Annotated in this window: 31 protein-coding genes; all 31 read left to right on the forward strand. The window is 45.9% G+C overall.

Annotation, left to right across the window (positions count from 1 at the left end; translation table 11 throughout):
• Positions 1 to 514 (forward strand): hypothetical protein (locus DXA97_RS17790; protein WP_207666856.1); only part of this gene is annotated, 514 nt, incomplete at its 5' end.
• Positions 483 to 1,568, forward strand: coding sequence for a hypothetical protein (locus DXA97_RS17795; protein ID WP_118721295.1), 1,086 nt, complete (start codon positions 483 to 485; stop codon positions 1,566 to 1,568). The genes DXA97_RS17790 and DXA97_RS17795, both read left to right, overlap by 32 nt.
• Before the next feature lie 68 nt (positions 1,569 to 1,636).
• The gene (terS, locus tag DXA97_RS17800) at positions 1,637 to 2,359 is read left to right on the forward strand and encodes a phage terminase small subunit (RefSeq protein ID WP_118721296.1); all 723 of its coding nucleotides are present in this window, start codon (positions 1,637 to 1,639) and stop codon (positions 2,357 to 2,359) included.
• 1 nt (position 2,360) lies between these two features.
• A complete protein-coding gene (locus tag DXA97_RS22490) occupies positions 2,361 to 2,699 on the forward strand; it encodes a hypothetical protein (protein ID WP_347561694.1) in 339 nt (112 codons plus the stop codon).
• Positions 2,624 to 3,616 carry a terminase family protein gene (locus tag DXA97_RS17805; RefSeq protein ID WP_347561695.1) on the forward strand — a complete coding sequence of 331 codons (993 nt, stop codon included), beginning with the start codon at positions 2,624 to 2,626 and terminating at the stop codon, positions 3,614 to 3,616. The genes DXA97_RS22490 and DXA97_RS17805 overlap by 76 nt, the downstream gene beginning before the upstream one ends.
• 11 nt (positions 3,617 to 3,627) lie before the next feature.
• The gene (locus DXA97_RS17810; RefSeq protein WP_118721297.1) at positions 3,628 to 5,010 is read left to right on the forward strand and encodes a phage portal protein; all 1,383 of its coding nucleotides are present in this window, start codon (positions 3,628 to 3,630) and stop codon (positions 5,008 to 5,010) included.
• Between the two features lie 5 nt (positions 5,011 to 5,015).
• Positions 5,016 to 6,824, forward strand: a complete 1,809-nt coding sequence (locus DXA97_RS17815) for a phage minor capsid protein (RefSeq protein WP_118721298.1) — start codon at positions 5,016 to 5,018, stop codon at positions 6,822 to 6,824.
• Positions 6,815 to 6,985 (forward strand): hypothetical protein, encoded by a 171-nt coding sequence (locus DXA97_RS20400; RefSeq protein ID WP_182436958.1) that lies wholly within the window; start codon positions 6,815 to 6,817, stop codon positions 6,983 to 6,985. The genes DXA97_RS17815 and DXA97_RS20400 overlap by 10 nt, the downstream gene beginning before the upstream one ends.
• 432 nt (positions 6,986 to 7,417) lie before the next feature.
• Positions 7,418 to 7,957 (forward strand): phage scaffolding protein, encoded by a 540-nt coding sequence (locus DXA97_RS17825; RefSeq protein ID WP_118721300.1) that lies wholly within the window; start codon positions 7,418 to 7,420, stop codon positions 7,955 to 7,957.
• A gap of 12 nt (positions 7,958 to 7,969) precedes the next feature.
• Positions 7,970 to 9,163, forward strand: coding sequence for a phage major capsid protein (locus DXA97_RS17830; protein WP_118721301.1), 1,194 nt, complete (start codon positions 7,970 to 7,972; stop codon positions 9,161 to 9,163).
• Between the two features lie 18 nt (positions 9,164 to 9,181).
• Positions 9,182 to 9,553 carry a hypothetical protein gene (locus tag DXA97_RS17835; RefSeq protein WP_243107742.1) on the forward strand — a complete coding sequence of 124 codons (372 nt, stop codon included), beginning with the start codon at positions 9,182 to 9,184 and terminating at the stop codon, positions 9,551 to 9,553.
• Positions 9,553 to 9,933, forward strand: coding sequence for a DUF6751 family protein (locus tag DXA97_RS17840; RefSeq protein ID WP_118721302.1), 381 nt, complete (start codon positions 9,553 to 9,555; stop codon positions 9,931 to 9,933). The genes DXA97_RS17835 and DXA97_RS17840 overlap by 1 nt, the downstream gene beginning before the upstream one ends.
• Positions 9,934 to 9,944: 11 nt before the next feature.
• Positions 9,945 to 10,370 (forward strand): minor capsid protein, encoded by a 426-nt coding sequence (locus DXA97_RS17845; protein WP_243107743.1) that lies wholly within the window; start codon positions 9,945 to 9,947, stop codon positions 10,368 to 10,370.
• The gene (locus DXA97_RS17850; protein ID WP_243107744.1) at positions 10,367 to 10,741 is read left to right on the forward strand and encodes a hypothetical protein; all 375 of its coding nucleotides are present in this window, start codon (positions 10,367 to 10,369) and stop codon (positions 10,739 to 10,741) included. The genes DXA97_RS17845 and DXA97_RS17850 overlap by 4 nt, the downstream gene beginning before the upstream one ends.
• Before the next feature lie 82 nt (positions 10,742 to 10,823).
• Positions 10,824 to 11,129 carry a hypothetical protein gene (locus tag DXA97_RS22495; protein WP_347561696.1) on the forward strand — a complete coding sequence of 102 codons (306 nt, stop codon included), beginning with the start codon at positions 10,824 to 10,826 and terminating at the stop codon, positions 11,127 to 11,129.
• Between the two features lie 11 nt (positions 11,130 to 11,140).
• Entirely contained in the window at positions 11,141 to 11,341 is a 201-nt protein-coding gene (locus DXA97_RS22500) for a hypothetical protein (RefSeq protein ID WP_347561697.1), read from the forward strand.
• Between the two features lie 70 nt (positions 11,342 to 11,411).
• On the forward strand, positions 11,412 to 11,654 hold the full coding sequence (locus DXA97_RS21265) for a hypothetical protein (RefSeq protein WP_243107745.1): 243 nt from the start codon (positions 11,412 to 11,414) through the stop codon (positions 11,652 to 11,654).
• On the forward strand, positions 11,651 to 11,857 hold the full coding sequence (locus DXA97_RS21270; protein WP_243107746.1) for a hypothetical protein: 207 nt from the start codon (positions 11,651 to 11,653) through the stop codon (positions 11,855 to 11,857). The genes DXA97_RS21265 and DXA97_RS21270 overlap by 4 nt, the downstream gene beginning before the upstream one ends.
• Positions 11,854 to 12,417 (forward strand): Gp15 family bacteriophage protein, encoded by a 564-nt coding sequence (locus DXA97_RS17865; protein ID WP_118721303.1) that lies wholly within the window; start codon positions 11,854 to 11,856, stop codon positions 12,415 to 12,417. Before DXA97_RS21270 ends, DXA97_RS17865 begins: the two co-directional genes overlap by 4 nt.
• A gap of 48 nt (positions 12,418 to 12,465) precedes the next feature.
• Positions 12,466 to 16,716: a hypothetical protein gene (locus DXA97_RS21275; protein WP_243107747.1), complete on the forward strand. Its 4,251-nt coding sequence runs from the start codon at positions 12,466 to 12,468 to the stop codon at positions 16,714 to 16,716.
• Between the two features lies 1 nt (position 16,717).
• Positions 16,718 to 17,119 (forward strand): hypothetical protein, encoded by a 402-nt coding sequence (locus DXA97_RS17875; RefSeq protein WP_118721304.1) that lies wholly within the window; start codon positions 16,718 to 16,720, stop codon positions 17,117 to 17,119.
• Between the two features lie 2 nt (positions 17,120 to 17,121).
• On the forward strand, positions 17,122 to 19,218 hold the full coding sequence (locus tag DXA97_RS17880) for a hypothetical protein (protein ID WP_118721305.1): 2,097 nt from the start codon (positions 17,122 to 17,124) through the stop codon (positions 19,216 to 19,218).
• On the forward strand, positions 19,215 to 19,628 hold the full coding sequence (locus DXA97_RS17885; RefSeq protein WP_118705561.1) for a hypothetical protein: 414 nt from the start codon (positions 19,215 to 19,217) through the stop codon (positions 19,626 to 19,628). Before DXA97_RS17880 ends, DXA97_RS17885 begins: the two co-directional genes overlap by 4 nt.
• Before the next feature lie 6 nt (positions 19,629 to 19,634).
• The gene (locus DXA97_RS17890) at positions 19,635 to 20,081 is read left to right on the forward strand and encodes a hypothetical protein (protein WP_118721306.1); all 447 of its coding nucleotides are present in this window, start codon (positions 19,635 to 19,637) and stop codon (positions 20,079 to 20,081) included.
• 4 nt (positions 20,082 to 20,085) lie between these two features.
• A complete protein-coding gene (locus tag DXA97_RS17895) occupies positions 20,086 to 21,057 on the forward strand; it encodes a hypothetical protein (RefSeq protein ID WP_118721307.1) in 972 nt (323 codons plus the stop codon).
• A 66-nt stretch (positions 21,058 to 21,123) separates the two neighbouring features.
• A complete protein-coding gene (locus DXA97_RS21280; RefSeq protein ID WP_243107748.1) occupies positions 21,124 to 21,831 on the forward strand; it encodes a hypothetical protein in 708 nt (235 codons plus the stop codon).
• Positions 21,818 to 22,288 carry a hypothetical protein gene (locus tag DXA97_RS17905; RefSeq protein WP_118721308.1) on the forward strand — a complete coding sequence of 157 codons (471 nt, stop codon included), beginning with the start codon at positions 21,818 to 21,820 and terminating at the stop codon, positions 22,286 to 22,288. Before DXA97_RS21280 ends, DXA97_RS17905 begins: the two co-directional genes overlap by 14 nt.
• Positions 22,289 to 22,293: 5 nt before the next feature.
• Complete coding sequence (locus DXA97_RS17910) at positions 22,294 to 22,668, forward strand: hypothetical protein (RefSeq protein WP_118721309.1); 375 nt, start codon at positions 22,294 to 22,296, stop codon at positions 22,666 to 22,668.
• 17 nt (positions 22,669 to 22,685) lie between these two features.
• A complete protein-coding gene (locus DXA97_RS17915; RefSeq protein WP_118721310.1) occupies positions 22,686 to 23,012 on the forward strand; it encodes a hypothetical protein in 327 nt (108 codons plus the stop codon).
• A gap of 122 nt (positions 23,013 to 23,134) precedes the next feature.
• Positions 23,135 to 23,401 (forward strand): hypothetical protein, encoded by a 267-nt coding sequence (locus tag DXA97_RS17920; RefSeq protein WP_118721311.1) that lies wholly within the window; start codon positions 23,135 to 23,137, stop codon positions 23,399 to 23,401.
• Between the two features lie 386 nt (positions 23,402 to 23,787).
• Positions 23,788 to 24,010: lysozyme (locus DXA97_RS17925; protein WP_147355604.1), on the forward strand; the 223-nt coding region annotated here is incomplete at its 3' end.

Raw genomic sequence — 24,010 nt, forward strand, 5'->3', positions numbered from 1 at the left:
TAAGTTATATTTGAAATATTCTTTCACACCATTCGATATTCAGAAAAAAGTAAGGTCTATGGAAATTATAAGAAATAATTTTATAAATGAGATGTTTGAAACGTTAAATTTAAGAGAAGTAAATAAGAAAAAAGCCATAGTAGATATGGATATTCTTCTTGAAAAATTTATTTCTATTAATGGAAATATGGAGAAGATTTTTAAAGAAGATCGCGAGGCATATTTAATTAAAATTTCATCGGATGATATATTGCAGATGACGCGAATAGACACGGCCTCTACGGGAAATAGACCTTTGCAGTGTAGTGATACTTTTTTTGATGGAAAAAAATCAATATTGAATACAAAAGAGTGTAGAATTCTTCATTTATGTTATAACAGAAACAGAAAATATTTAGGACCATTTACGGTGCAGCTAACATCAGCTAAAAACTTAGGCGTAGTCAAAATGTATTATGATCCAGAGGAGGTAGATATACAAAATGTTTTACAGAGAATTTTTGAAAATTACTGATTTACTTGATGAACATTTTGTGGATACATTTGATTTTTGGTTAGCTACTCTTCCCAATAGAGAAGCTAAGACAATTTCTGTTTCGACAGTAGCATCAAGATTAGAAGTAAAGTATAGTGTTGCCGAATCAATAATGAGATTTGCTGAAAGGGAAAAAATCTTAAAAAAAAGATATGTGGTATTATGCACTAATGAAGAATGTGAATTTTTTTATGGAGAATTTGATACAGGCGAACTTATAGATATTTTAGGGACGATTGTTTATTGCCATAATTGCGGAAAAGAATTTCAAGTTTCATTTGAAAATACTCGAGTTGTATATGAGAGAATAAAGGATCCCAATATACCAGAAAGCATGATAGAAGAAGAAATACGAAAGCGGGAAGGTAAGTTAAATGGTGATATAAATTTTTCTCCAGCTGATACGTTGGCTAATAATCCTAAAAACATATTTGAAATATATTATGCGCCATCGGAATCAGCTTATAAAAAATTAGAGGAATTAAAACGAAAACTTAATGGACCGTTTAATACGAGTACAGAGCAGGGAAATGCTTTAGAAAACCTTGCACTGCTCTTGTTTAAGCAGATAAAAACAGTGTCTGGCACAAATAGGATACACACAAATACAAATCAATTTGATTGTACAATTCGTTTCCCATATAGCTCAAAAACATTTCCGACGATTATGCAGTTATTGACTCCATATTTTATCATAGAATGCAAGAATGAAATGAAAAAAACTGGTGAGGGGAAAACTCCTTCCAATACATATTTTCATAAGCTATCCGACATTATGTCATCTAATGAAGCGAAACTTGGAATTGTTTTATCTAGAGGAAAAGCAAGTGCAGAAGATTTAAGCATTGCATATTTTAATTATTTGATTCATAAAAACACAAAGCAGTCCAAGATTATGTTATCATTATCAGACATAGATCTGGAAATGTTAATTGATAAAAGAGTAAATCTATTGGATTATTTGAGCTTTAAAATGGATGCACTTACAATGAATGCGAAAAATGCGACTTATGAAATGTTTAATAATGATTAACAATTGAAGGGCCACCCCGTGTGGCTCTTTTCTTATACCCAAAACAACACGAATCGAGGTGATCGGACATGGCCAGAGCGCCGGATCCAAGAATTGAACAGGCGAAGACCATGTATCTGGAAGGTCAGAAATTGGTTGAGATTGCAAGTCAACTAAATCTGCCGGAAGGAACGGTTCGCCGTTGGAAATCCACTCATAAATGGGATAGCGAACGTTCGGATAAAAATAGCGAACGTTCGCATAAACGTAAGCGTGGAGCGCAACCGAAAAATCAGAATGCAATTGGAAACAGTGGTGGAGCTCCGGAACAAAATAAGAATGCAGAAAAATTCGGTTTCTTCTCGAAGTATCTTCCGGAAGAGACCGTTTCTATTATCCAGGAGATGCCGACCGATCCTCTGGACGTCCTCTGGGATCAGATACAGATTGCCTACGCTGCCATTATCCGGGCGCAGCAGATCATGTATGTGCGTGACCGGGATGATATGACAACGACCAAGATCGAGGAGGGCTACAGTGAGAAGTCCACCAGAGAGAAGTGGGAGGTGCAGCAGGCATGGGATAAGCAGGGGAACTTCCTGCAGGCGCAGGCCAGGGCACAGTCGGAACTGCGTAGCTTGGTTAAACAGTATGATAAGCTGCTACATAAGCGCTGGGATCTTGCCACGGAGGAACAGAAAGCCCGCATTGCCCAGATTCGGGCGCAGACGGACAAACTTAAAGGTACTGACAATGATGCGGCACTGAGCCGCCTGGATGAAGTCCTGAGTGAAATCAAAGGGGTTGTGTAAGATGCCATTTTCAGATAAACAGCAGGAATTCTTCCAGAACGCAAGTCACCGCTGGAATATCAAGGTGGGGGCAACGCGATCAGGAAAGACCTATATGGATTATTACGTGATACCCAAGAGAATCCGGGCCAGGATTGGCAAAGAGGGGCTTGTGGCAATCCTGGGCGTGTCAAAGGGCACGATCCATCGTAACATCATCGAGCCGTTGCAGCATATTTGGGGCACAGACCTGGTGGGTGATATCAATTCGCAGAACATCTGCCGATGTTTGGCGAGGATGTTTATTGTCTGGGTGCTGAGAAGGTCAGCCAGGTATCCAAGATTCGAGGATCGTCCCTGAAATACTGTTACGGTGATGAGGTGGTGGACTGGAACAAGGAAGTGTTTAACATGCTGAAATCCCGTCTTGATAAGCCATATTCCTGTTTTGATGGTGCCTGCAACCCGGATGCCCCGCAACACTGGTTTAAGCAGTTTCTGGACTCTGATGCAGACATTTACTGCCAGAAGTACGAGATCTTCGACAATCCTTTCCTAAGCCCTGTGTTCGTGGATGAGCTTTGCAAGGAGTATAAGGGCACGGTCCTTTATGATCGTTACATTCGCGGTTTGTGGGTTGCAGCAGAAGGCTCAGTTTATAAGCTGATGTGTGATGCCGTATCAACAGGAGCAAAAAATCCTTTCGCAATTTTCGAAAAGCCGAAGAGCATCATGCAGATCAATATCGGCGTTGACTTCGGTGGGTCTGGATCCGGCCATGCATTTGTGGCAACAGCATATTCCAGAGCCTATTTAAGTATCACAGCACTTGCCAGCGAGCGACACATGAGCAAAAACGGCAGCATTGACCCGGACAAGCTGGGAGATCTGTTCGTGGACTTTTGTCTAAAGATTATAAACCTGTACGGATTCATTACCGTGGTTTACTGTGACAGTGCCGAGCAGACGCTTATTGCCGGTATGAGGACAGCAGTCCGGAAGGCAGGACTTGGCTGGATCCGGATTGAGAACGCCTTAAAAACAACGATCAATGACCGAATAAGATTTACGCAGCGGATGCTTAGCCAGCACCGCTTTTTCTATGTCAAAGATCAGTGCCAGAGCCTGGAGGATGCCATGACAACAGCGCTGTGGGACGAAAAGAAGAGTCTCGTGGAAGATGTGAGACTGGATGACGGTACCAGTGATATCGATACGCTGGATGCTTTTGAGTACACATTTGAGCGGGATATCAGCCGGTTCATCCGGTACGAATAGAGGTGATGACAATGAAATTTTCAAAGATGCTTGCAGCAATCACAGATATTTTAAATCAGGATTCCGATACGGAGATTGATGTCTGTATGACGTCTGAGATGGCACAGAAGATCGAGCTCTGGACTGCCATGTATGAGAATCGGGCTCCCTGGGCGGACCGGAAGAATGTAAAAAGCGCACAGCTGCCTGCAGCCATTGCCTCAGAAATTGCCCGCCTTGTAACCTTGGAAATGAAGTCGGAGATTACAGGCAGTGCTGCAGCAGAGTATTTGAATCAGCAGTACCAGGAAAAAGCTCTGTCTGGGCTGAGGCGGTACGTGGAATATGGCTGTGCAAAGGGCGGGTTGATCTTAAAGCCATATGTAACCAAAAGTGGCCTTACGGTCCAGTTTGTTCAGGCTGATTGCTTTTTCCCGTTGTCCTTTGACGATTCGGGCAGGATTCAGCAATGTGCATTTACGGAGCAGTTCCGGAAGGGAAAGAAGATCTACACGCGCCTGGAAGTGCATGAGCAGCAGGGAGAGAACATCCGGATTACGAACCGGGTATTTGTGGCAACCAATGATTACAGCCTTGGAAGCGAAATTGCCGTGAACTCAGTGGACCGCTGGTCAGAACTGCAGCCGCAGGTGGTATTTGCCGGTGCTGACCGGCTGTTATTTGGTTATTTCCGGGTGCCACTTGCGAATGCAGAGGATTCTGACAGCCCGCTGGGCGTTTCCGCGTATTCCAGGGCAGCGCCGGAGTTGATTGAGGAAGCGGATCGCCGTTATTCCAATATCTGTTGGGAGTACGAAGGCACACAGCTGGCCGTGCATGTGGCAACATCATTGCTCAAGTACAATCGTGATTTGGATAAGTTTGAGTATCCGGGAGGAAAGAACCGACTGTACCGAAATGTGGAATACAACTCCGGAGCAACGGACAAGCCGTTCATGGAAACGTTTTCTCCGGAGATCCGTGACACGGCATTGTTCAATGGCTTCAACAATCAGTTAAAGTTGATTGAGTTTGCCTGCTGTCTGGCATACGGTACGCTTTCGGATCCGCAGAACGTGGATAAGACAGCAACCGAGATCAAGACCAGCAAGCAGCGGTCCTATACGTTTGTTTCTGACACGCAGCTGGCACTGCAGAAGGCGCTGGAAGATCTGGTATATGCCATGAACTTCTGGGCGGCCCTATATGGATTGATTCCGGTGGGTGCGGACTATGAGGTGTCATTTGACTGGGATGACAGCATTGTCGTAGATGCAGAAGCGGAACGCCAGACAGACCGTGCCGATGTTGCTATGGGTGTTATGAGTCTGGCCGAGTACAGAAGTAAATGGTACGGTGAGACAAGGGAGGAGGCTGAAAAGAATCTTCCAGAGCCTGCCAATGTAGAGGAGTGATCTGATTGACGCCAGAAGAACTTGAAAAGCTGCCAAAGCCGTTAGAACGGCTTATGACATCCCTGGAATTGGATATCATGTCAGAGGTCATTGAGCGCATTAAGGAGGCACAGCAGATCACACCAGTGACAGACTGGCTGTTAAACCGGTTGAGCATCATCGGCGCAAGCAAGGCGCGGGTAAAACAGATCCTGCATGCCGCCCTGGAAGCAGCTGATTTGCAGGTTGATGATATTTATGATCAGGCTGCAAAATCCGATTACATCAGGACCAAGGCAATCTACGAAGCTGCCGGGCAGGATTACACCCCGTATGAGGATAATCAATACCTGCAGCAGATCGTGGATGCAGTGAGGCGGCAAACAAAGGAAAGCCTGCGGGCCTATGAGAACATTACGCAGACAACCGGCTTTAATGTTTATATGGGCGGCAAGCGGGTATTCACGCCCATGTCGGAGTATCTGGAGCGGAGTCTTGACAAGGCAATGCTTGGCATTACCACAGGCATGAAGACATACAGCCAGGCAATCGGCGATGTAATCGACGAGATGACTTCCAGCGGTGTCCGCATAGTGGATTATGCTTCTGGAAAGTCCGACCGGATTGAGGTGGCTGCCAGACGTGCAGTAATGACCGGAGTGGCCCAGATGACGGACAAGGTCAATGAGAAGAACGCGGAAGAACTGAAAGCAGATTACTGGGAAGTAGACTGGCATATGGGAGCTCGAAATACCGGAATCGGTTATGTGAATCACCAGTCATGGCAGGGCAAGGTGTATTCTTCTGAAGAGATGCGGACCGTCTGTGGCCTTGGTGAGATGCTCGGGTTTGCCGGAGTAAACTGCTACCATATTCGCTGGCCCTTTATCCCCGGGGTTTCCAAGCGCAGATATACTGATGAGTGGCTTGCAGAACAGAACAGGAAGGAGAACGAAAAGAAAGAGTTCCGCGGGAAGGAATACGACACCTATGCAGCACTGCAGTACCAGCGTAAGCTGGAACGTGTGATCCGAAAGCAGAAGCAGGATATCAAGCTTCTGGAGAAAGGCGGAGCAGACAAGGACGATCTGACAGCTGCGCGGTGCCGGAAGCGGCTGACGGAAAAGACATACACGGAGTTTTCGGCGGCGATGGGGCTGCGGCAGCAGCGGGAGCGGCTGAAGGTTGGTGAATTGAAACAGAATAAACTTCTTCAGGCGCCGCAGATCAAAGATAAAGCCATAAGAAAAGCTTATGATGATTTAACTTCTATATTGGCAAATAATCCGAGCAATGATAAATCAGTGTTAGATATGATCATGTATAGTGAAACGGCCAATTATCAGGAAAATCCTAACTTGAAAGTGGCATTTAATTATGATATTGCCAAAGATGTGATTTGGTATAACTCAAAGGCACCTGATTTTAAGGATTATGACTTAACCTATGTACAAGTCCATGAGCTATCTCATCGGATCGATTATAAAAAATATCATTCGTGGAATAGTGATACGTTTCAGGCAGCTATTGAATCTTCTTCAAAGGCAGTGTACAATTACGCTGATACAGTAAAACAGTGGTTTGCTGAGGGCGGCAAATATGAAGCAGATTTTGCTTTGTCTGATATTATAAGTGGTTTAAGCAAAGCAGGGCTTAATGATTATTTGATTGCAGGTCATACTGTTGAATATTGGGCGGATGATACGAATGTTATGCTTGAAGTTTTTGCTAATCTTAACAGCATTGAAATTTTGGGGTATGATAGTATTGTGGAAATTAAAAAAATATTTCCTGAATTATACGCTGCCTATAAGGAGGTGATTGGATGGACCTGATTCAGCGTTTAAGAGCAGATGCGGAATTGAAAGGCCTTCGTTTAAAATGGAAAGAGGTTTTTGACACGCCATTTCCACCGTATAACTGGGATGAGTATGGCGGAATTGATGATTATAAAGAAAAAATCAGAAGTAAGTTGAAAAATACCACCAGTCAGTAGGCCGGTGGTATTTTTGTGGAGAAAATTATGTTGAAAGTGGTTTTAGCAATCAAGGTGATCTGTTTGGTTACTTGGTTTGTCACGGTAATGACCTATGTGGCTTACACTGCATGCCAGTGGATCCGTTATGCGTTGCGACGTCGCAACAACAGGAGGTGATCGCGTGAATGTATTAACCTGGTTTAAGCAGCGGTATTGCAAGCACCAGTACCGTAAACATTGGAGCCGTGCATCTGGTCAGTATGGTGGATATGTAAGACGATGCATAAAATGTAATAAGGTCGAGCAGTAAGCACGCAGAGATGCGTGTTATTTTTATGCCCTGCCATAAGGCATAAAACTGGGTAAATTGGCAGGCGTGCCGAAAACGCAGCTCCGTAGGGGTGGATGGTTACACACCGAAAACAACCGATGGCGGAGAGAAAGGAACATATGATTTTAAAGACAGAAGATTTACAGAAACAGGGATTGAATCAGGATCAGATTAATTATGTGATGGCGGCGGTTGGAAAGGAAGTCAATGCCCTTACGGCAGAGCGTGACAATTATAAGTCACAGCTGGATACGGCCCAGACAACGCTGAAAAGCTTTGAAGGCATCAATGTTCAGGAACTGCAGGGGAAAATCACCCAGCTGACCAATGACATGGCAGCCAAGGACAATGAGTACAAAAAGCAGCTCGCAGATCGTGATTTTAGCGATCTTCTGAAAGAGACTGCAGCAGGCTTTAAGCCGCGTGATTTAAAGGCCGTTATGCCGTTTCTTGATATTGAGAAGCTGAAAGCCAGCAAGAACCAGGAGAGTGATATCAAATCAGCCCTGGAGGCGGTCAAGAAAGACAATGCGTACCTGTTTCAGGATGTCAGTATTCCCAGAGTGGTTTCAGGAACCCCTGGAACTGAACCTTCAAAGTCGGAAGACACAAAGACAAGAGCGAATGAGGCTTTAAGAAGTATTTTTGGCAGAGAGTAAAGGAGGCTATTGATGGCAACGAATATGGTAAATAGAGCGGACGCCGAGGCGGTTATCCGCGAACAGATTGTAAAAAACGTTTTTCAGGACGCACCAAAAGAGTCCGTATTTATGAGTTTGGCTAAGAAGCTGCCGAACATGACCAGCAACCAGACCAGAATCCGCGTACTGGATTTCCTGCCGACTGCGTACTGGGTAGACGGTGATACCGGCATGAAGCAGACCAGCCGCCAGGCATGGGACAACGTGTATCTGGATGCGGCTGAGCTGGCCGTTATTGTTCCAATCCCGGAAGCTGTGCTGGATGATGCGGAGTTTGATATTTTCGGCGAGGTAACCCCGAGAGTCATGGAGGCTATCGGCCAGAGAGTCGATGCAGCGATCATTTTCGGTGAGAATCGTCCGAGAGTATGGCAGAATGACATTATCACACTGGCACGTCAGGCAGGCAACAACGTGGCACCTGGTTCTAACCCAGATTACTACAACCTTCTCCTGGGTGAGAATGGCGTAATCTCCAAGGTTGAGGAAGATGGCTATATGGCAACTGGTGCACTGGCTTCTATGAGTATGAGAGCGAAACTGAGAGGTATCAAAGCAACCGACGGTACCCCGATCTTCAAGAGTGATATGCAGGGTTCTACCAACTATGCGCTGGATGGTGCACCGATGTATTTCCCGCAGAATGGAGCGTTCAACAACAGTATTGCGCAGCTGATCATTGGCGACTTTAAGCAGGCAGTGTATGCAATCCGTCAGGATATTACGGTAAAGATTTTGGATCAGGGCGTTATCCAGGATCCGGCTACCAAGGAGATCACCTACAACCTGGCGCAGCAGGATATGGTTGCGCTGCGTATTGTGTTCCGTATGGGCTGGGCGCTGCCGAATCCGGCAACCAGAATGGACGAGAACCGTGTAGGCTGTCCGTTTGCATATCTGGAGCCGGCAACTCCGGTTACTACCCAGACGGTTACCTTTACCGTAAAGGACAATCAGGAATCTCCGGAGCCGATTAAAGATGCAATCGTAGATGTGAATAGTTCCAGAATCAAGACGAATGCAAGCGGTGAAGCTGTTTTCAACTTGAGACCGGGAACTTATCCGGCAAAGATTAAAAAGACCGGCTACAGCCAGATTACAGAGACTGTAGTGGTTGCTGGCTCTGCAGTGACCAAGGATGTAACTTTAATCCCGACCATCTGATAAGGAGAAACTGTGCTGATGATCTATGCAGATGAAGAATTTTATAAGGGCAAGTACCTTTTAGGACGAAAGCCGGTCATCAGCACCGGCTTTCCCTATTATGCCCGCCAGGCGAGCCAAGTGATAGACCAGTATACTTTTGGTAGGCTTACCAACGTGACGGATATTCCGGAAGAAGTCCGGCTGTGCTGCTGTGAACTCGCAGAGGCGGGATGCAGACAGGAAAAAGCAGAAAAAGAATCATCCGGAAAGACATCGGAAAAGATTGGAACTTATTCTGTATCGTTCGGGTCCGCGCAGGAGCAGAATGAGGCGAAGACCAGAAGGGAGCGCCAGATTATTATGAAATGGCTAGAGCATACCGGATTGTGTTATCGGGGGGTGGAGTGATGTTTACAAATGCAGACGCAACGCTGTACCTGTACCGCAAAGACGAAAAAAATGTAAGCTACTTACGGCAGCCAATCGAGGAAGTTTATTGGGAGGATGTACGACAGAGCACATTTTTAAAGACCGGACAAAGAGACGCTGCTTCGGCGTTGCTGGTAATCCCGTTTGAGAGCCTGACAGACCCACTCATGCTTACGCAGGGCAAGGATCTGGTCGTGAAAGGGATTGTCGAGGATGAAATTGACGGCAGCACGCCGGAAGCTCTTTCCAAATCCCTGGCAACGCTGAAAGAAAAATATCATTACCTTACCGTTACTACAGTAGATGAATACTTGTACGGAAGCGAATCAGTCCAGCACTATGAGCTGTCCTGTAAATAGGAGGTGATTTTGTGAAGCTGAAAGTGGAAATGAAGTCCATGCAGGAAATTTTGCAAAATCACGGTCTGCAGGAAGGTGGATCAGTACAGAAGCTGGTGGATAGCGAGTGCATGCGGTATATGAGTGATTATATGCCACGTAGGCAGGCGGGTGAACTGGAACACATGATGGTGTTGTCTACCGTGATCGGCTCCGGGGAGATTAACACGCCTGGCCCCTATGCACATTATCTGTACGAGGGAGTTCTGTACGTTTCACCGACAACCGGAAGCGCATGGGCCAAGAAAAATGAAATCAAAGTTCCGACCGGGAAAGAGCTTACCTATGCAGGCGCTCCAATGCGTGGGAAAAAGTGGTTTGAGCGGATGAAAGCGGACCACAAAGAAGATATTCTTCGGGCAGCGCAGGCAATGAGTAACAGAGGAGACAGCTTATGACGATCATTGATTATATGCGCCAGAAACTGACAGAGTATCCGAAGATATCTGAATTTCTGGCAGGGGATGATATTCACATTGATTTCACGGAACCAGAACCTGTGAATTATGGTTTATCCAGTACCGGGGATTCCCTGATGAAAGAGGACCTGCTTGGCAATCAGATCCGGCGGCACAATTTCACCATGTATGCTGCAGGGCAGTCTTTTACGGATTATAACCGGCTGGCAAACAGCAATTTTCTCCTGGAGCTGTCCTACTGGCTGGAAAATCTTCCGGAAGAGGGCGGCATTGAAGTAAATACCGGCAATGAGGTAAAGCAGGCCGTGTTTTTAAAGGCAACCGCAGCGAATGCTATGAGCATGGGCTGATGGGAGAAACCATTGACCAGGGCGTTATGTATCAGATTCAGATACAAGCCAGTACAAAGTAATAGAAAGCGAGGAAATATAAATGGCAGAGAAAGCACCTGTCGCAGGACAGAAGATTAAGAGAAAATTTATGGCACATTTTATCGACTCTGCGCTTCCGGATGCCGGAAGTCCGGCATATGTCCGCTTAGGCACCGATCTTGAAGAGTTTAACGTGGAAATGAACGCCAATGTGGAGACCAAAAACAATATCTTGGGTGATACATCGGTTACTCTGGATAGCTACCAGCCGCAGGCTTCCGCAGATCCGTACTATGCAGTTGTTGGTGATCCAATGTTTGAACGCCTGCAAGGCATTGTGATGAGCGTCAGACTCTGGATGATCTGAAGACTACCGTGGTGGAAGTACATCTTTGGGATGAAGTCTCCGAAGCAGCTGGATCCTTTGTGGCTTATCAGGAAGAAGCTATTATTGAGGTATCAAGCTATGGTGGCGATACGACCGGTTATCAGATCCCGTTCAATGTGCATCATACAGGAAACCGTGTAAAAGGTAAGTTTGCGCTTGCAACCAAGACCTTCACGGCAGATTCAGAATGAAATTCAGAGCCGGCAGCTGCAGAAAATGCGCTGCCGGTATTTGATATGACAGATCAGGAGGTAGAAAACAATGGCAAAAAAGATGAAGAGCCTGGTATTTGATGATGGTTATGAAAGCTTTTCTGTAAATAATGATCCTTCCAGAGTGATCCGGTTTAATCCGGCTGATCCAGAAATCATCAACCGTGTATTGGACGCTCAGTTTGCTTTCCGGGATTATAAGGTGCCGGAGGAAATCGAAATTAATGCGGATGGAAGCCCTAAGAGCCCGCTGGAAGCAGATGGTGCCTACGTGCAGAGTTTTCCAGGATGATGAAAGAAGTCTTTAATGGTATTTTTAACAGCGATGTATACGACACAATTTTTGCTGGACAGTCTCCCTTGTGCATCGTAAACGGGCGCTATCTGTTTGAAGGTGTTTTGGATGGTATCATGAACATCATGAAGCCTGCCGTTGAAAAGTACAGACAGGAAAATCAGAAACGGATGGGGATATACCTCAGTGGTCTGTCATGATCGGAGAACTTCCAAAGACCTTAAAAGTTGGAGATGACTTTTATCCTGTCGAAACAGATTACCGGAATATCCTGGTTATCATGCTGGCCTGCGCGGATCCAGACCTGGAACCGGGGCAGAAGCTGGAGATCATGATGCGACGTCTGTACCGGGACAGATTTGATAAAATCCCGCCAGAACTCTGGGAGGAGGCTGCTGGCCAAGCAAAATGGTTTATCGATTGCGGCCAAGAAGATGATGATAAAAAGCCTGTAAAAAAGCTGATGGACTGGGAACAGGATGAGCGTATTCTTTTCCCAGCTATCAATAAGGTTGCCGGTTACGAGACTAGATCCGTCCCATATCTTCACTGGTGGACCTTTGCGGGATACTTTATGGAGATTGAGGATGGAACATTTTCGACCGTCCTTGGTATCCGCCAGAAGCTTGCAAAGGGGAAGAAACTGGAGAAATGGGAACAGGAATTCCGGAGGGAAAACAAAGACCTTTGTGATTTGAAAAAGCGGTACACCGCAGAGGAACAGGCTGAAATTGATTACTGGAATAAGCTATTGGGTTAGGGCGCCGGAAGGTGCCTTATTTTACGCCCGGAACCGAGGTGATAACGTATGGCTGACGGAAGTTTAAAGTTTGACACAAAAATTGATACTGGGGAGTTTGACAAAAGCATTGCAAGCCTCAGCAAAGCCGTCGAACGATTTTCAGCCGCCGTAGATAAGCTTTCTGGCAACATTGCCAACAGCTTCCAGGGAGCCGGGACAGCAGTACAGAAGACCGGGGAAAAAGCAGCCGAAGCATCAAAGGGTGTTGAGTCTATCGGCGCCGCAGCTAATGAAGCCAAGGACCATGTGAAGGATCTACAAAAGCAGATGGAGAACATCAAGGTGGAGCAGAACCCCGGCGGGGAACCGCTTTCCGATGCGGAAGCTGCGAAAAGCAAGGTGGTTCCGATTGAGAATACGGATGTTTATGGCTATGACAAATCTGCAATGGAATTTGTAGAGCAGTACGGTCAGCAGGCGGCGCAGTCTGGCAAAAAGGTAAATGAATTCCGGCAGGAGATTGAGGGTCTGAAAGGACAGATGAAGCAGCTGGAAAGCCAGGGAATGTATTTCGGTGACGAGGAGTATGATAAGGCTTACCTGAAACTTCAGAAAGTGGAACAGGCGCTGAAAGATTACAAGAAAGAGCTTGCATCTCCAACGCCGGATGCCAATCCGTTCGGTACCGATTCCATGTCCGGTAAAATTCTGGACCTGCAGACCAGGATGCACAAGCTGGCTGAATCTGGCAAGGGCCTCGGTGATGCTGAGTACGATGAGCTTTATCGTAAGCTGGCTATCGCAAAAGAGGAAGCCAAGAATTACGCTGCTGAGCTTGCGAAGACCCCGGCCATGATCGAAAAGGAAAATCAGCTTCTGGCGGAAAAACAGGCAAAACAAGAGGCGGCAGCCCAGAAAGAAGCACAGAGACAGGCAGCTGCAAAAGCGAAAGAAGATGCCAAGATTGCTGCAGAAGAAAAGGCACTGCAGGTAAAACGTGCTGCAGAAGTTCAGGAAGCCCTGGAGCAGCAGCGTTTGGAAGGAATTGCCCAGGCTGCACAGGTATCAGCAAGCAAGGTGGTAAAACTTCGGGAAGAATTGGCGCAGTTGAACGCCAGACAGGCCGACCTTGGAAAAGCCGGTTTAGGACTTGGATATCAGGAATACGACACCAATGCGCAGAAGATTGTCGCAATTACCGCAAAGCTCAACGAATATAAGACACATTTGAATCAGAGTGGGAAAGCAGGAAGTAAATTTGCCGCAATTACAAAAGCAGGTTTCGGCATGGCTGAAAAAGCTGTTATGAAATTTGGAAAATCTGCAGGTAATGCCCTGGCAAAGAAAGCAGGACAGGCGGTAGGAAACCTGAAAAATCTCGGGAAAGCCTCTGGATCAGTCAGCAAGAGTGTTTTGAAACTTTCGAACATGTTTAAGCTGATGCTGATCCGTATGGCCATGCGCGAAGCAATCCAAGCTGCCAAGGAGGGCTTTGAAAATCTGGTGCAGTATTCGGCTGGAGCCAACAAGTCCATGTCGGAACTTTCCTCGGGGACCACTTATCTGAAAAACAGCTTTGCCGCAGCTTTTGCGCCGATACTGTCTATTGTAGTCCCACCACTCACGACAATTATTAATTTACTGGCAACAGCAGTCAGCTGGGTTAATCAGTTCTTCGCTGCTCTTGGCGGCGCAACATCTTTTGTAAGGGCAAAAAAGGTTAATGAGGACTATGCAAAGAGTCTGAAAAAGACTGGCGGTGCGGCATCCAGTGCAGGAAAAGAAGCGAAAAAGGCGCTTGCACCATTTGATGATCTGGTTCAGATTCAGCGAGAAACAGAATCGTCTGGCGGCGGTGGCGGAGCATTTGGGGCAGACCCGTCACAGATGTTCGAAACGGCAGTTATTGATAAAGGAATCAGTGATTTTGCCAATGAACTGAAGAGTTTATGGGATGCCGGCGACTGGGAGGGGATCGGAAAACTGCTTGGAGAAAAAATCAATGAGCAGGTGGAAAAATGGACGGATTATATCAGCTGGGATAATGTAGGAGATGAAATTACGGCTTTTGTCCTGGCATTTACAACGCTTTTTAACAGCTTGGTTGCAACGATTAACTGGTATAACATCGGCGTATTGATGGGGACAGGAATCAATACATTGGCGCATACGCTTTATTTATTACTGACACAGATTGACTGGCAGATGCTCGGCGCTGCTCTTGCCTTTGGGTTAAATGGCATGGTGCACACAGTAGACTGGGATTTGTTCGGGCGGGTGCTTGGAGCGTATATGCAGGCTAAGATTGCAGGCTTATACGGATTCGTCACGACCGCCGACTGGGCATCTATTGGTAAGGCTATGGGAACAGGACTGAATGGCATCATAGCGGAAATTGACTGGGCTATGCTTGGCCTTGATTTTGCTTTGGGTCTGAGTGGTTTATTCAGTGTGGCTGATAATTTTGCCACTACATATGACTGGAGCGGCTTTGGTTCTTCTCTCGCGCTGAGTATGAGCATGTTTTTCCAAAATTTCGATTGGGCAGGAGCTGGAACTGCAATCAGTGATATTGTGATTGGAATTCTGACAGCGTTGCTACTGTTCCTTACGGAGACTGATTGGTGGGCATTTGGAGAAGGAGTAGCAACATCCATCGAAAGCATTGACTGGTCTACAGTGGCAAGCCGGTTCTTTGCAGTAATAGGTGCTGCGTTCGGTGGTTTTGCTGCATTCCTTGGCGGTTTGTTGTCAGATGGAGTAACGGCGGCGAAAGAATATTTTCAGGGGAAGATTGAAGAGTGTGGCGGTGATGTGGTTGCAGGCATTCTGAAAGGAATTATCGATGGGATGCTTGGGATTGGCAACTGGATTGTTACCAATATTTTTAAACCTTTCATAGATGGTTTTAAAGCTGCATTTGGTATTCACAGTCCATCAACTGTAATGGCAGAAATGGGCCAGTACCTCTGGGAAGGTTTCTGCAACGGTATTAAAGAATTTTTTAGTGATCCAACGTCGTTTATTCAGGCCAATATCACAGATCCATTTATCAATGGGGTAAAAAACCTTTTGGGGATACACAGTCCATCTACGGTACTGCAGGAAATTGGCGGATACACGGTTTCGGGATTTAATCAGGGCGTTGAAAATGGCCAGGCTTCTACGCAAACCGTGGTGCAGTCCTGGGCACAGGGGGTTGCAAACTGGTTTTCGCAGAAGCTTGGAATCAGCAGTGGCAATTCCACGGAAGCTCAGAACTGGGCAAATAGCACCATGACGGGATATAACAATGCGGTAAATAAAAATTACACGAAGTCACAGTCCGTCATGGAAAAATGGGCTGATAACGTAAGAAAGTGGTTTGTTGCTTCCGGAAGCAGCAAAGGTGTCAATAAGGAATCCTGGCAAAAATTTGCTGACGATGTAATTAAGGCGTACGCAACTGAGGTATCCTCTAAGCATGTAGAGACACAGGGCCCAACAGAGAAATGGGCCTCCAACATCCGGAAGTGGTTTGTGGGTGAAAATGAAACGCAGGGAGTAAATGAGCCGTCTTGGCAGAAATTCGCAGCTGATATTATCAAGGGATTTGCTGAAAAGATCACTGGAAGCCACTCTGAAACGCAGAGCCCAATGGAACAATGGGCTGCAGATGTGAAGACATGGTTTTGGGGCGATAGCAATCTGAATGGAACCGGCGGAATGTATGATGCATTTTACAACATGGCCAGACGAATTAATGAGGGCTTTGCAAACGGTATTTCTGATTTCGCTTATATGGCGAAAGAAGCAATTCGCAGATGGGCGCAGGAAGCAATGGAAGAAGCAGAAGAGGAATTTGATATCAATTCACCTTCAAAAGAGTTTTACACGATTGCAGAATATGTGGTGCGCGGCTTCAACAATGGTATTTCGGACATGGCAAAGACTTCACGCAGTACGGTTCAGAACTGGCTTGATGGCGTACTTGATGTATTCGATGGCGTGGAAGTAAATCTGCCGGTAGGTATAGATCTGCCTAATGCGGCATCGTATTTACCGCGTATATCGACAGGAACCGTTGTTCCTCCGCGCGCCGGTATTGCTTCTACATCTATGAGAAGTACATCTGGTATTGATCAGGAGGAAGTTTTCGGTCAGCTGTTAAGAAAAATGGATGATTTCATGTCTGGCTTACAGGAAACGGACGGAAAACCAATGCAGATTGTTCTGAATTTAAGCGGGAACCTTGCTGCTCTCGCAAGGATTCTTAAGCCGGAATTGGATAAAGAGGCATCGCGGCGCGGTGTCAGCCTTGTAGTTGTAGGAGGTTAGTATGGGGCAGGCAGTGTTTTTGCTTGATGGAAAGGAATACAACGTAGAAGTAGAGCACGATTCTCTCGAACGCAGCTTTGCGGTCACTGACACAGATCAGTCTGGCCGTACGCTGGATTATACGATGGACCGGGATATTATAGGGACATTTTATAATTATACGATGAAAATTTATCCCAAAACTGCTGATATGGCATCGTACAATGCTTTTTATGATGCCATATCAGATCCGGCTTACGAAAGCCATACAATGACATTCCCGTATGGGGATGAAACCTTAACCTTCCAGGCATATGTCAGCCAGGGAAAAGATAAGCTTCGAATCCGCAATGGGAAGAATTACTGGGGCCAGAGTGGCTTGTCCCTCACATTTACTGCAATGGCTCCGCAGAGGAGGCGGTAAAGATGAAATGGGATGTCAGCATTGATCAGAATGGCCAGCAGCCGTATTCAGATACAGAGAATTTATTAAATTATGAAACCTGCATGAATCCGTACGCCTATTGCTTGCCACGCTACGCAAAAATGTCAGAGGATTTTGTGAATGCCCCGGAAGTTATTCAGAGTGGGGCAAATGGTTTCATCAGCACTTCATTGAGTGATGAGAATGGAATTTTTGCAGAACAGCCATTGATAACCATTACTTTTGACCGGTTGAAATCCAGCAATGGTATTAACATGGTTTTTAACCGGGCGTCGGGGGACTATGCGAATGCGTTAAAGATAAGCTGGTACAAAGATGATGTTCTTGTACATGAAAAGGAGTTTGCTCCGGATGGAGTGGATTACTTTTGCAAGGAGCAGGTTTCCCTGTTTAATAAAATACAAATTGTATTTTACAGCACGAATCGGCCATATCGTTATCTCTGGTTGTCTGTTATGAAAATTCAGAGAATGACGGACACAGGAGGATTAAAAATTGTTTATGACGATATCGCACTTGGGGCATCGGAAGACAGCACGGCAGCTGCAGACGACAAAGAGTATTATGTAGATCTGCAGAACTTGAAAGACGGAATAGAATTTCCTGATTATGCCCTGTGTTTGCCACGTTATGCAAAGATGGACGGCAGTTATAGCAATGTCCCAGAAGAACTTACGGACATGGGATATGTCAGTGACAGTATTTCGGATGATAAAGGCGTTTTTTCTGATCCGCCATGTCTGGTGTTTACCTTTACGCAAAATTATTCCAGTGTGGGAATCACATTGCGGTTTAATGATTATTCTGGAGATTACTGCAGCAAGGTCAGAATCAGATGGTACAGAAATGAAGAACTGATTGCGGAAGAGATCTATACTCCGAATTCGGCTGATTATTTCTGCTATGGAGTGGTTGATTATTACAACCGGGTGGAGATTTATTTCCTGGAAACAAGTAAACCATGTAGAAATGTATTTCTTACTAGAATTATCTGGGGCTTGATCCGGGTTTTTAAGGATGACGAAATTGAAGATATAAACTGCCTCATGGAGTTAAATCCAATATCGGAAGAAGTCAGCATCAATACAATGGATTACACACTGCGCAGCAAATCAGAATACGCCTTTGAGTTTCAGAAAAGGCAAAAACAGACGCTGTATTTTGATGAGACAATTCTGGGAATCTTTTATCTGAAGGACGGAAAGCAGCTGGGCGCCAAAAGGTACACGGTCGAAACTCAGGATATTGTTGGGGTCCTGGATAATAATTCCTTCATGGGAGGAATATATCAGGAAGCTCTGACATCGGATGTTCTGGACAGCATTATGCAGGGAGAAAATGTGGATTATTTCTTAGATGATGCTTTTGCAGATACAAAGATAAGCGGTTATCTTTCAATCACGTCCAAAAGAAATGCGTTGCAGCAGTTAGCTTTTGCGATCGGAGCTCTGGTTGATACAAGCTATGACAGAAAATTGTATCTTTATCCACAGCAAAAAGATGTATCAGGAGAGTTTACTGAGCGAGATATCAGACTGGGCTTAACTGTAAATCACACGGATATTGTAAGTGGTGTGCGGCTTTATGTGCACACCTACAGTGAAGGAACTGAGGTGTCAGAACTCTATAAGGGACTGCTGGATGGAACAACAAGACTGGAGTTTTCAGAGCCATACCATAGTTTGAGCATAACAAACGGAGCGATAGATGAGTGTGGAGTAAATTATGCGTGTATTACAGGCAGTGGCGAAGAAGTGGTTTTATCCGGAACGAAGTATAACCACAGTACCCAGTGTATTGTGAAAGAAAATCCTAAAATCACACAGAACAAAAATATTGCTGAGGTGAAGGAAGCTACATTGGTGACGGCCGGAAATGCACAGGACGTTTTGAACCGGGTTTATGATTACTATGCCGGAAATGAGACCATCAGTTTCAAGGCAGCTATCGAGGATCAGGAACTTGGAAACTGTGTGAGAGTATCGACCGGATTTAAGGGAGTTATGACTGGTAATATTACAAAGCTGGATTTTAAATTTTCTAGAAGAAAAATAACTGCGGAGGTAACTGTGAAATGAGTACAGTGTTAGATACATTGATTACTGACCGGACAGCAGCTGATGTTGCTGCAGATCTGGATAAAGTGTATGCGGATTACATATGCCTGAACCGCGTGGAACAGGCCTGTGCACAGCTTGCTGAGTATTTTCATGTTGACATTCAGACAAAAGAGTGGAAGATGGAGGATTTCCGGACAGATAAGGAAATGGATCGTTTACTGGAGAACATCAAAATTTTGCGTGCCGCCTATTTTACAAAATCCGGAACTCCGCCGACGCCTGTAAAGATAACGTATGGAAGTATTTATCAGGCAAATAACATTGAACAAATCTTAAAGGATCTGGGTGATATGTACTATAACATGCTGAGTGGAAGAAAGCACTTGGCATTCAGGCTTGGAACTGCAGCTTTAGGAAACAGGAGGTGATTGTGTTTGTTAAAAACAGACTATAAGGAAGATGTATTTGAAGGAAATCGGAAATATAAGCTGATCAGTAATCAAGATGGAACTACGGAAATAGTAGATGAGACAGCATACACTCAGGAAGGTGATCCCTTCGGGGCCAATGACATTAATGCGACCAATGCGGCTATTAACCGTCAGGAGCATGTTACGCTACTCACTCTTAAAGCAGCTGAATGGACCGGATCAGCAGCACCGTACAGTCAGACAGTGGCAGTTGACGGTGTCACAGCCGAGGATAATCCAATACTGGTGAGTGCTCTGGAAGATGGCGCAGACCTGGCGGCTCAGAAAGCCTACAATAAGGCATTTGGAATTCTGGCAACTGGAACCGGCACAACTGCAGATGGTAGTGTGACATTTAAGGTTTATAAGCAGCCAACAACGGACATTACGGTCGGCTTGAAAGGAGTGTAATAACATGGGAAAGATATGGATTCCAGGTGGTGGAGGTGCCGGTACTGGATCAGATGATTGCACCGCCAATAAAGCCCAGGTGCTTGTCGGATACACTGCCGTCACCAGGGACTCTGGGGATGAGGCAGCAGCGGGAAGTATGCCGAATAATGGTGGTCAGTCTGGGACTCTAAACTGTGGACAGAGCAAGGTGATTCCGGCAGGGTATACATCTGGCGGCACAGTTACGGCCAATAGTCTGGCATCGCAGACGAGCGGAACAGCTGTCGCTAATCAGATTTCATCCGGAAAAACAGCGTGGGTGAATGGAGCGAAAGTAACAGGAACCTTGACTGAGCGTGGACAATATCAGAACGGTGGAGCTGCATTTACAGGAAGTTATTTCGCTATTAACGCGCTGCCAGAGGGGGTTTATCGGTCAAATGGAGCATCATGGGCGCCAGAAGCGCGATGTACCGCGGATCAGTTGCGAAATGCACTTGGTATTACAGCAGGGAAGATTAAAAAAGGAGAAGTTATCGCAGGAGTAACTGGAACCTGGGAGGGATACGTGGCTAATCCAACGGATTTGTATTATAAAGGTTCCAACCCAGCAGGATTCTATGTATCGAATAACGGAAACGGATATGCTTCGGCGTCATTTGATGGGGTATACATTACAGCAAAATCGACCACGACATCCGCTAATGCTGTAACGATAACCGCTGGAAAAGCTTATAATTTATCGGGATATTCAAAACTTATAATTGAATTAAATGTAACCAAAGCTACCTCTTATACTAACACCAACGGTGGGCTTGTTTTAAAGAACGGCAGTGAAGAACTTATAAGAATCTGGCAGGATGGGTTATATGGAACTGTAGGGGCAAAAACATATTCATTCGACCTGAGTAACTTGCAAAAAGTTCTTACACCGTCTCTAGCTTTTACACTGCGTGCAGCAGTTGTTCAAATTACTCGTATACGGTTAGCATGATGCCGAGTCTCAATCATTACGCGAAGAACATCGTAAAACTACAACTAGCTAAAATAGGAGAAAATAATGAAAGCGTTAGTTATTTATGATACGACCGGAAAAATCTGGTCAGTTACTTACGGCATAACAGAAACTCCGCAGGGGCTTCTTTGTATGTTTGTTGATATGCCAGATGGAGCTATGTTGGAATACATTGATGTGACAGATTCAAAGAATCCGAAACCGGTATTTTCATACCTGCCTGAGTCTGATATCGGGCGCCTTCAGAAAGATATGAGGAAGCTGATAGAACGTGTGGATGCAGTTGCTCCAGAAGAAAAGAAGCCGGAAACTCTGAAAGAGTTCAAGGCAGCAAAAAAACAGGAGATCAGTCAGGCTTGCGAGCAGATTATTTATGCAGGTGTCAGTGTAACACTGGCAGACGGCACCGTGGAGCACTTTGCGCTGACTGAGCATGATCAACTTAACCTTTTTGGTAAGCAGGCCCAGCTTGCGGCCGGAGCTGAGCAGCTGGAGTATCACTCTGACGGCAAACCGTGTCGATACTACAGCGCCGCAGACATGCAGACCATCATCGCGGCGGCCATGCAGCATGTCAGCTACCATACCACCTACTGTAACGCGCTTAACATGTGGGTGGCTGGATGTGAGACGGCCGAGGAGCTGCAGCAGATCTATTACGGCGCAGATGTGCCGGAGCGGTACCAGTCAGAGGTACTCAAAACATATCTTTTAGAGATTGCGAGTCTGGCAGGAGATGATGCGGATGCTTAAGTTGTTTGGCAAGTATAGCTTTTTATTTGACATCGGAGGCGTGCTTTATGTCCTAATCGAGCTGATTTGGCGGGACTGGAGCCACTGGACCATGTTTGCCCTTGGCGGTCTGTGTTTTGTTATGTTGGGGCTGATTAATGAGGTTCTGCAGTGGGACACACCGCTGTGGCAGCAGGTGTGGATCGGCACGATCGGGATCACGGCTCTGGAGTTTTTAACTGGTTGCATCGTCAACCTGTGGCTCGGCTGGGGCGTGTGGGATTATAGCGGGATGCCGGGCAATGTCCTTGGACAGATCTGTCCGCAGTACATGGTGCTGTGGGTGCCCGTGAGCCTGATCGGGATTGTACTGGATGACTGGATCCGGTACTGTTTTTTTGGTGAGGGACGGCCAAGGTACAACATCGGTGTAACCAGATACAGTAAAAAGATAATTTGGCTGCCGGAGAGGAGATGATAAAAATGGATACATCACAGATCATCATCGCAGTGATCGGATCAAACGCGCTCTTTGCTTTTATCCAGTTTCTGATTACGCGGCATGATCAGAAAAAGAATGCTTTATCTAAGCATGAGCAGGCTCAGAATGACATGATAATTGGCCTTGGACATGATAAGCTGCTTTATCTCACTGACAAATTTGTTCAGCGTGGAGGGGTTACCTTAAAAGAGCGCCGGAATTTGGATTATATCTATAAGCCATACCGGGAGGCCGGAGGAAACGGGGATTGCCAGATAGGATACGAAGCCTGCGAGAAATTGCCTACATTAAGCGATGAGGAGGCTATGGTGCTGGACAGAAAAATTAAACGCAGAGAGTACGGCATCGAAGACTGAGAAAGAGAGGATAAAAAATGAACATGAATGATGTGCTGCAGTATGCAGCGTATGTATTGGTGGCCATCGGTGTGATGGCTTTTTTAGTGTCCGTGATCACCCAGGTGATTAAGGAACTGCCGTGCTTTAAGCCGGTTCCGACTGCGGTAGTTGTCATTGTGCTGAGCCTGGTACTTTGCCCGGCGGCACTGGTGGCGCTGTTGGCATGGCTGTCAAAGCCGATTAGCTGGTACCTTTTATTTGCTTGTATGATTGCAGCCTTTATCGTAGCGCTGGTTGCAATGGACGGTTGGGAGCGTGTAGCTGAGATCTGGCAGCGCACAAAGTACAGCGATAAGCACTGAGAGGAGGTGATCCGGATATCTCCCGCGGCGGCCCGGGTGACGGCCGCCATGTTGTTGCGATATCGCAATGGGCGGTTTAAGCGCTGCCCTTATAATAATTAAGATGAAAAGAGGACAAATCTATGATGAAATTAAGCGAAACTGTAGTTGGAATGAATAGCGCAGATTACAAAGAAAGATTTAAGGCTGAGTATAATCAGCTGGCTATCAGATATTATGGCTTGAAAGGGATGTTAGAGAAATGGGATGCAGGCACGCTGCCGTTTAAGCCGACATGTCCGAGAAGCACCTATAATATGCAGTTGACTGCAATGACGGATTATCTTGCGGTGTTGGAAGCCAGGGCGGTTATGGAGGGTGTTGAGCTTGACGACGTAAGCTGCAAATAAAGTAAATGCAACAGAAATCATGTAGAATATTGACATAAAATATGATATGATGTAAGAGCTGCCGAACCTCCAGCAGAAAGGAGGTGTGCGTCCATGATAATAGAATTGATCACCACATTTCTTGTCTCTGTTTTAGCAGGTGTAGTTAGCTACTACATATGCAAATGGCTGGACAGAGATAAGTAGGCAGCAACAGCCTAAACGGAGTGGTTCACCGTAACGAACAAGAAAACCCCAGAGGATTAGGGCCCTCTGGGGTTTTTGCGTCGCATGAGAAAAGTTCACCACATTTCTTAGCTGCCTACATCATATTCTATTTTTCTTAATTTGTCAATATTCCAAAAGTTAACAGTTAACCAGTTAACGTTAACGGAAAGGAATGTCAAATGAAAATCTCAGAAAATGGATTGAAACTGATCAAGAAATTTGAGGGCTGCCGCCTGACAGCTTACCAGGACGCTGTAGGCGTCTGGACTATCGGCTACGGCACCACAACTGCGGACAAGTCTATCACAGGCACCACGATTTGCCAGGGGTTGCGCATTAGCCAGAAGACGGCAGATGAGTGGCTGCGTGAATCCATCAATCGCAAGTATGGCCCGAAGGTGG

Origin of the sequence: Clostridium sp. OF09-36 (genome assembly GCF_003481985.1) — a bacterium.
Classification (GTDB): Bacteria; Bacillota; Clostridia; order Lachnospirales; family Lachnospiraceae; genus Brotaphodocola.

Bases quoted from the DNA above. Each gene is read 5' to 3' on its own strand.
- DXA97_RS17920 (WP_118721311.1), top strand. From the start codon at position 23,135: ATGATGAAATTAAGCGAAACTGTAGTTGGAATGAATAGCGCAGATTAC.
- DXA97_RS17910 (WP_118721309.1), top strand. From the start codon at position 22,294: ATGGATACATCACAGATCATCATCGCAGTGATCGGATCAAACGCGCTC.
- DXA97_RS22490 (WP_347561694.1), top strand. From the start codon at position 2,361: ATGCCATTTTCAGATAAACAGCAGGAATTCTTCCAGAACGCAAGTCAC.
- DXA97_RS17795 (WP_118721295.1), top strand. From the start codon at position 483: ATGTTTTACAGAGAATTTTTGAAAATTACTGATTTACTTGATGAACAT.
- DXA97_RS17830 (WP_118721301.1), top strand. From the start codon at position 7,970: ATGGCAACGAATATGGTAAATAGAGCGGACGCCGAGGCGGTTATCCGC.
- DXA97_RS20400 (WP_182436958.1), top strand. From the start codon at position 6,815: ATGGACCTGATTCAGCGTTTAAGAGCAGATGCGGAATTGAAAGGCCTT.
- DXA97_RS21280 (WP_243107748.1), top strand. From the start codon at position 21,124: ATGAAAGCGTTAGTTATTTATGATACGACCGGAAAAATCTGGTCAGTT.
- DXA97_RS17905 (WP_118721308.1), top strand. From the start codon at position 21,818: ATGCGGATGCTTAAGTTGTTTGGCAAGTATAGCTTTTTATTTGACATC.
- DXA97_RS17810 (WP_118721297.1), top strand. From the start codon at position 3,628: ATGAAATTTTCAAAGATGCTTGCAGCAATCACAGATATTTTAAATCAG.
- DXA97_RS17875 (WP_118721304.1), top strand. From the start codon at position 16,718: ATGGGGCAGGCAGTGTTTTTGCTTGATGGAAAGGAATACAACGTAGAA.
- DXA97_RS17895 (WP_118721307.1), top strand. From the start codon at position 20,086: ATGGGAAAGATATGGATTCCAGGTGGTGGAGGTGCCGGTACTGGATCA.
- DXA97_RS21275 (WP_243107747.1), top strand. From the start codon at position 12,466: ATGGCTGACGGAAGTTTAAAGTTTGACACAAAAATTGATACTGGGGAG.
- DXA97_RS17850 (WP_243107744.1), top strand. From the start codon at position 10,367: ATGACGATCATTGATTATATGCGCCAGAAACTGACAGAGTATCCGAAG.
- DXA97_RS21270 (WP_243107746.1), top strand. From the start codon at position 11,651: ATGATGAAAGAAGTCTTTAATGGTATTTTTAACAGCGATGTATACGAC.
- DXA97_RS17840 (WP_118721302.1), top strand. From the start codon at position 9,553: ATGTTTACAAATGCAGACGCAACGCTGTACCTGTACCGCAAAGACGAA.
- DXA97_RS17865 (WP_118721303.1), top strand. From the start codon at position 11,854: ATGATCGGAGAACTTCCAAAGACCTTAAAAGTTGGAGATGACTTTTAT.
- DXA97_RS21265 (WP_243107745.1), top strand. From the start codon at position 11,412: ATGGCAAAAAAGATGAAGAGCCTGGTATTTGATGATGGTTATGAAAGC.
- DXA97_RS17825 (WP_118721300.1), top strand. From the start codon at position 7,418: ATGATTTTAAAGACAGAAGATTTACAGAAACAGGGATTGAATCAGGAT.
- DXA97_RS17915 (WP_118721310.1), top strand. From the start codon at position 22,686: ATGAACATGAATGATGTGCTGCAGTATGCAGCGTATGTATTGGTGGCC.
- DXA97_RS17885 (WP_118705561.1), top strand. From the start codon at position 19,215: ATGAGTACAGTGTTAGATACATTGATTACTGACCGGACAGCAGCTGAT.
- DXA97_RS17835 (WP_243107742.1), top strand. From the start codon at position 9,182: ATGATCTATGCAGATGAAGAATTTTATAAGGGCAAGTACCTTTTAGGA.
- DXA97_RS17805 (WP_347561695.1), top strand. From the start codon at position 2,624: ATGTTTGGCGAGGATGTTTATTGTCTGGGTGCTGAGAAGGTCAGCCAG.
- DXA97_RS17880 (WP_118721305.1), top strand. From the start codon at position 17,122: ATGAAATGGGATGTCAGCATTGATCAGAATGGCCAGCAGCCGTATTCA.
- DXA97_RS22495 (WP_347561696.1), top strand. From the start codon at position 10,824: ATGGCAGAGAAAGCACCTGTCGCAGGACAGAAGATTAAGAGAAAATTT.
- terS (WP_118721296.1), top strand. From the start codon at position 1,637: ATGGCCAGAGCGCCGGATCCAAGAATTGAACAGGCGAAGACCATGTAT.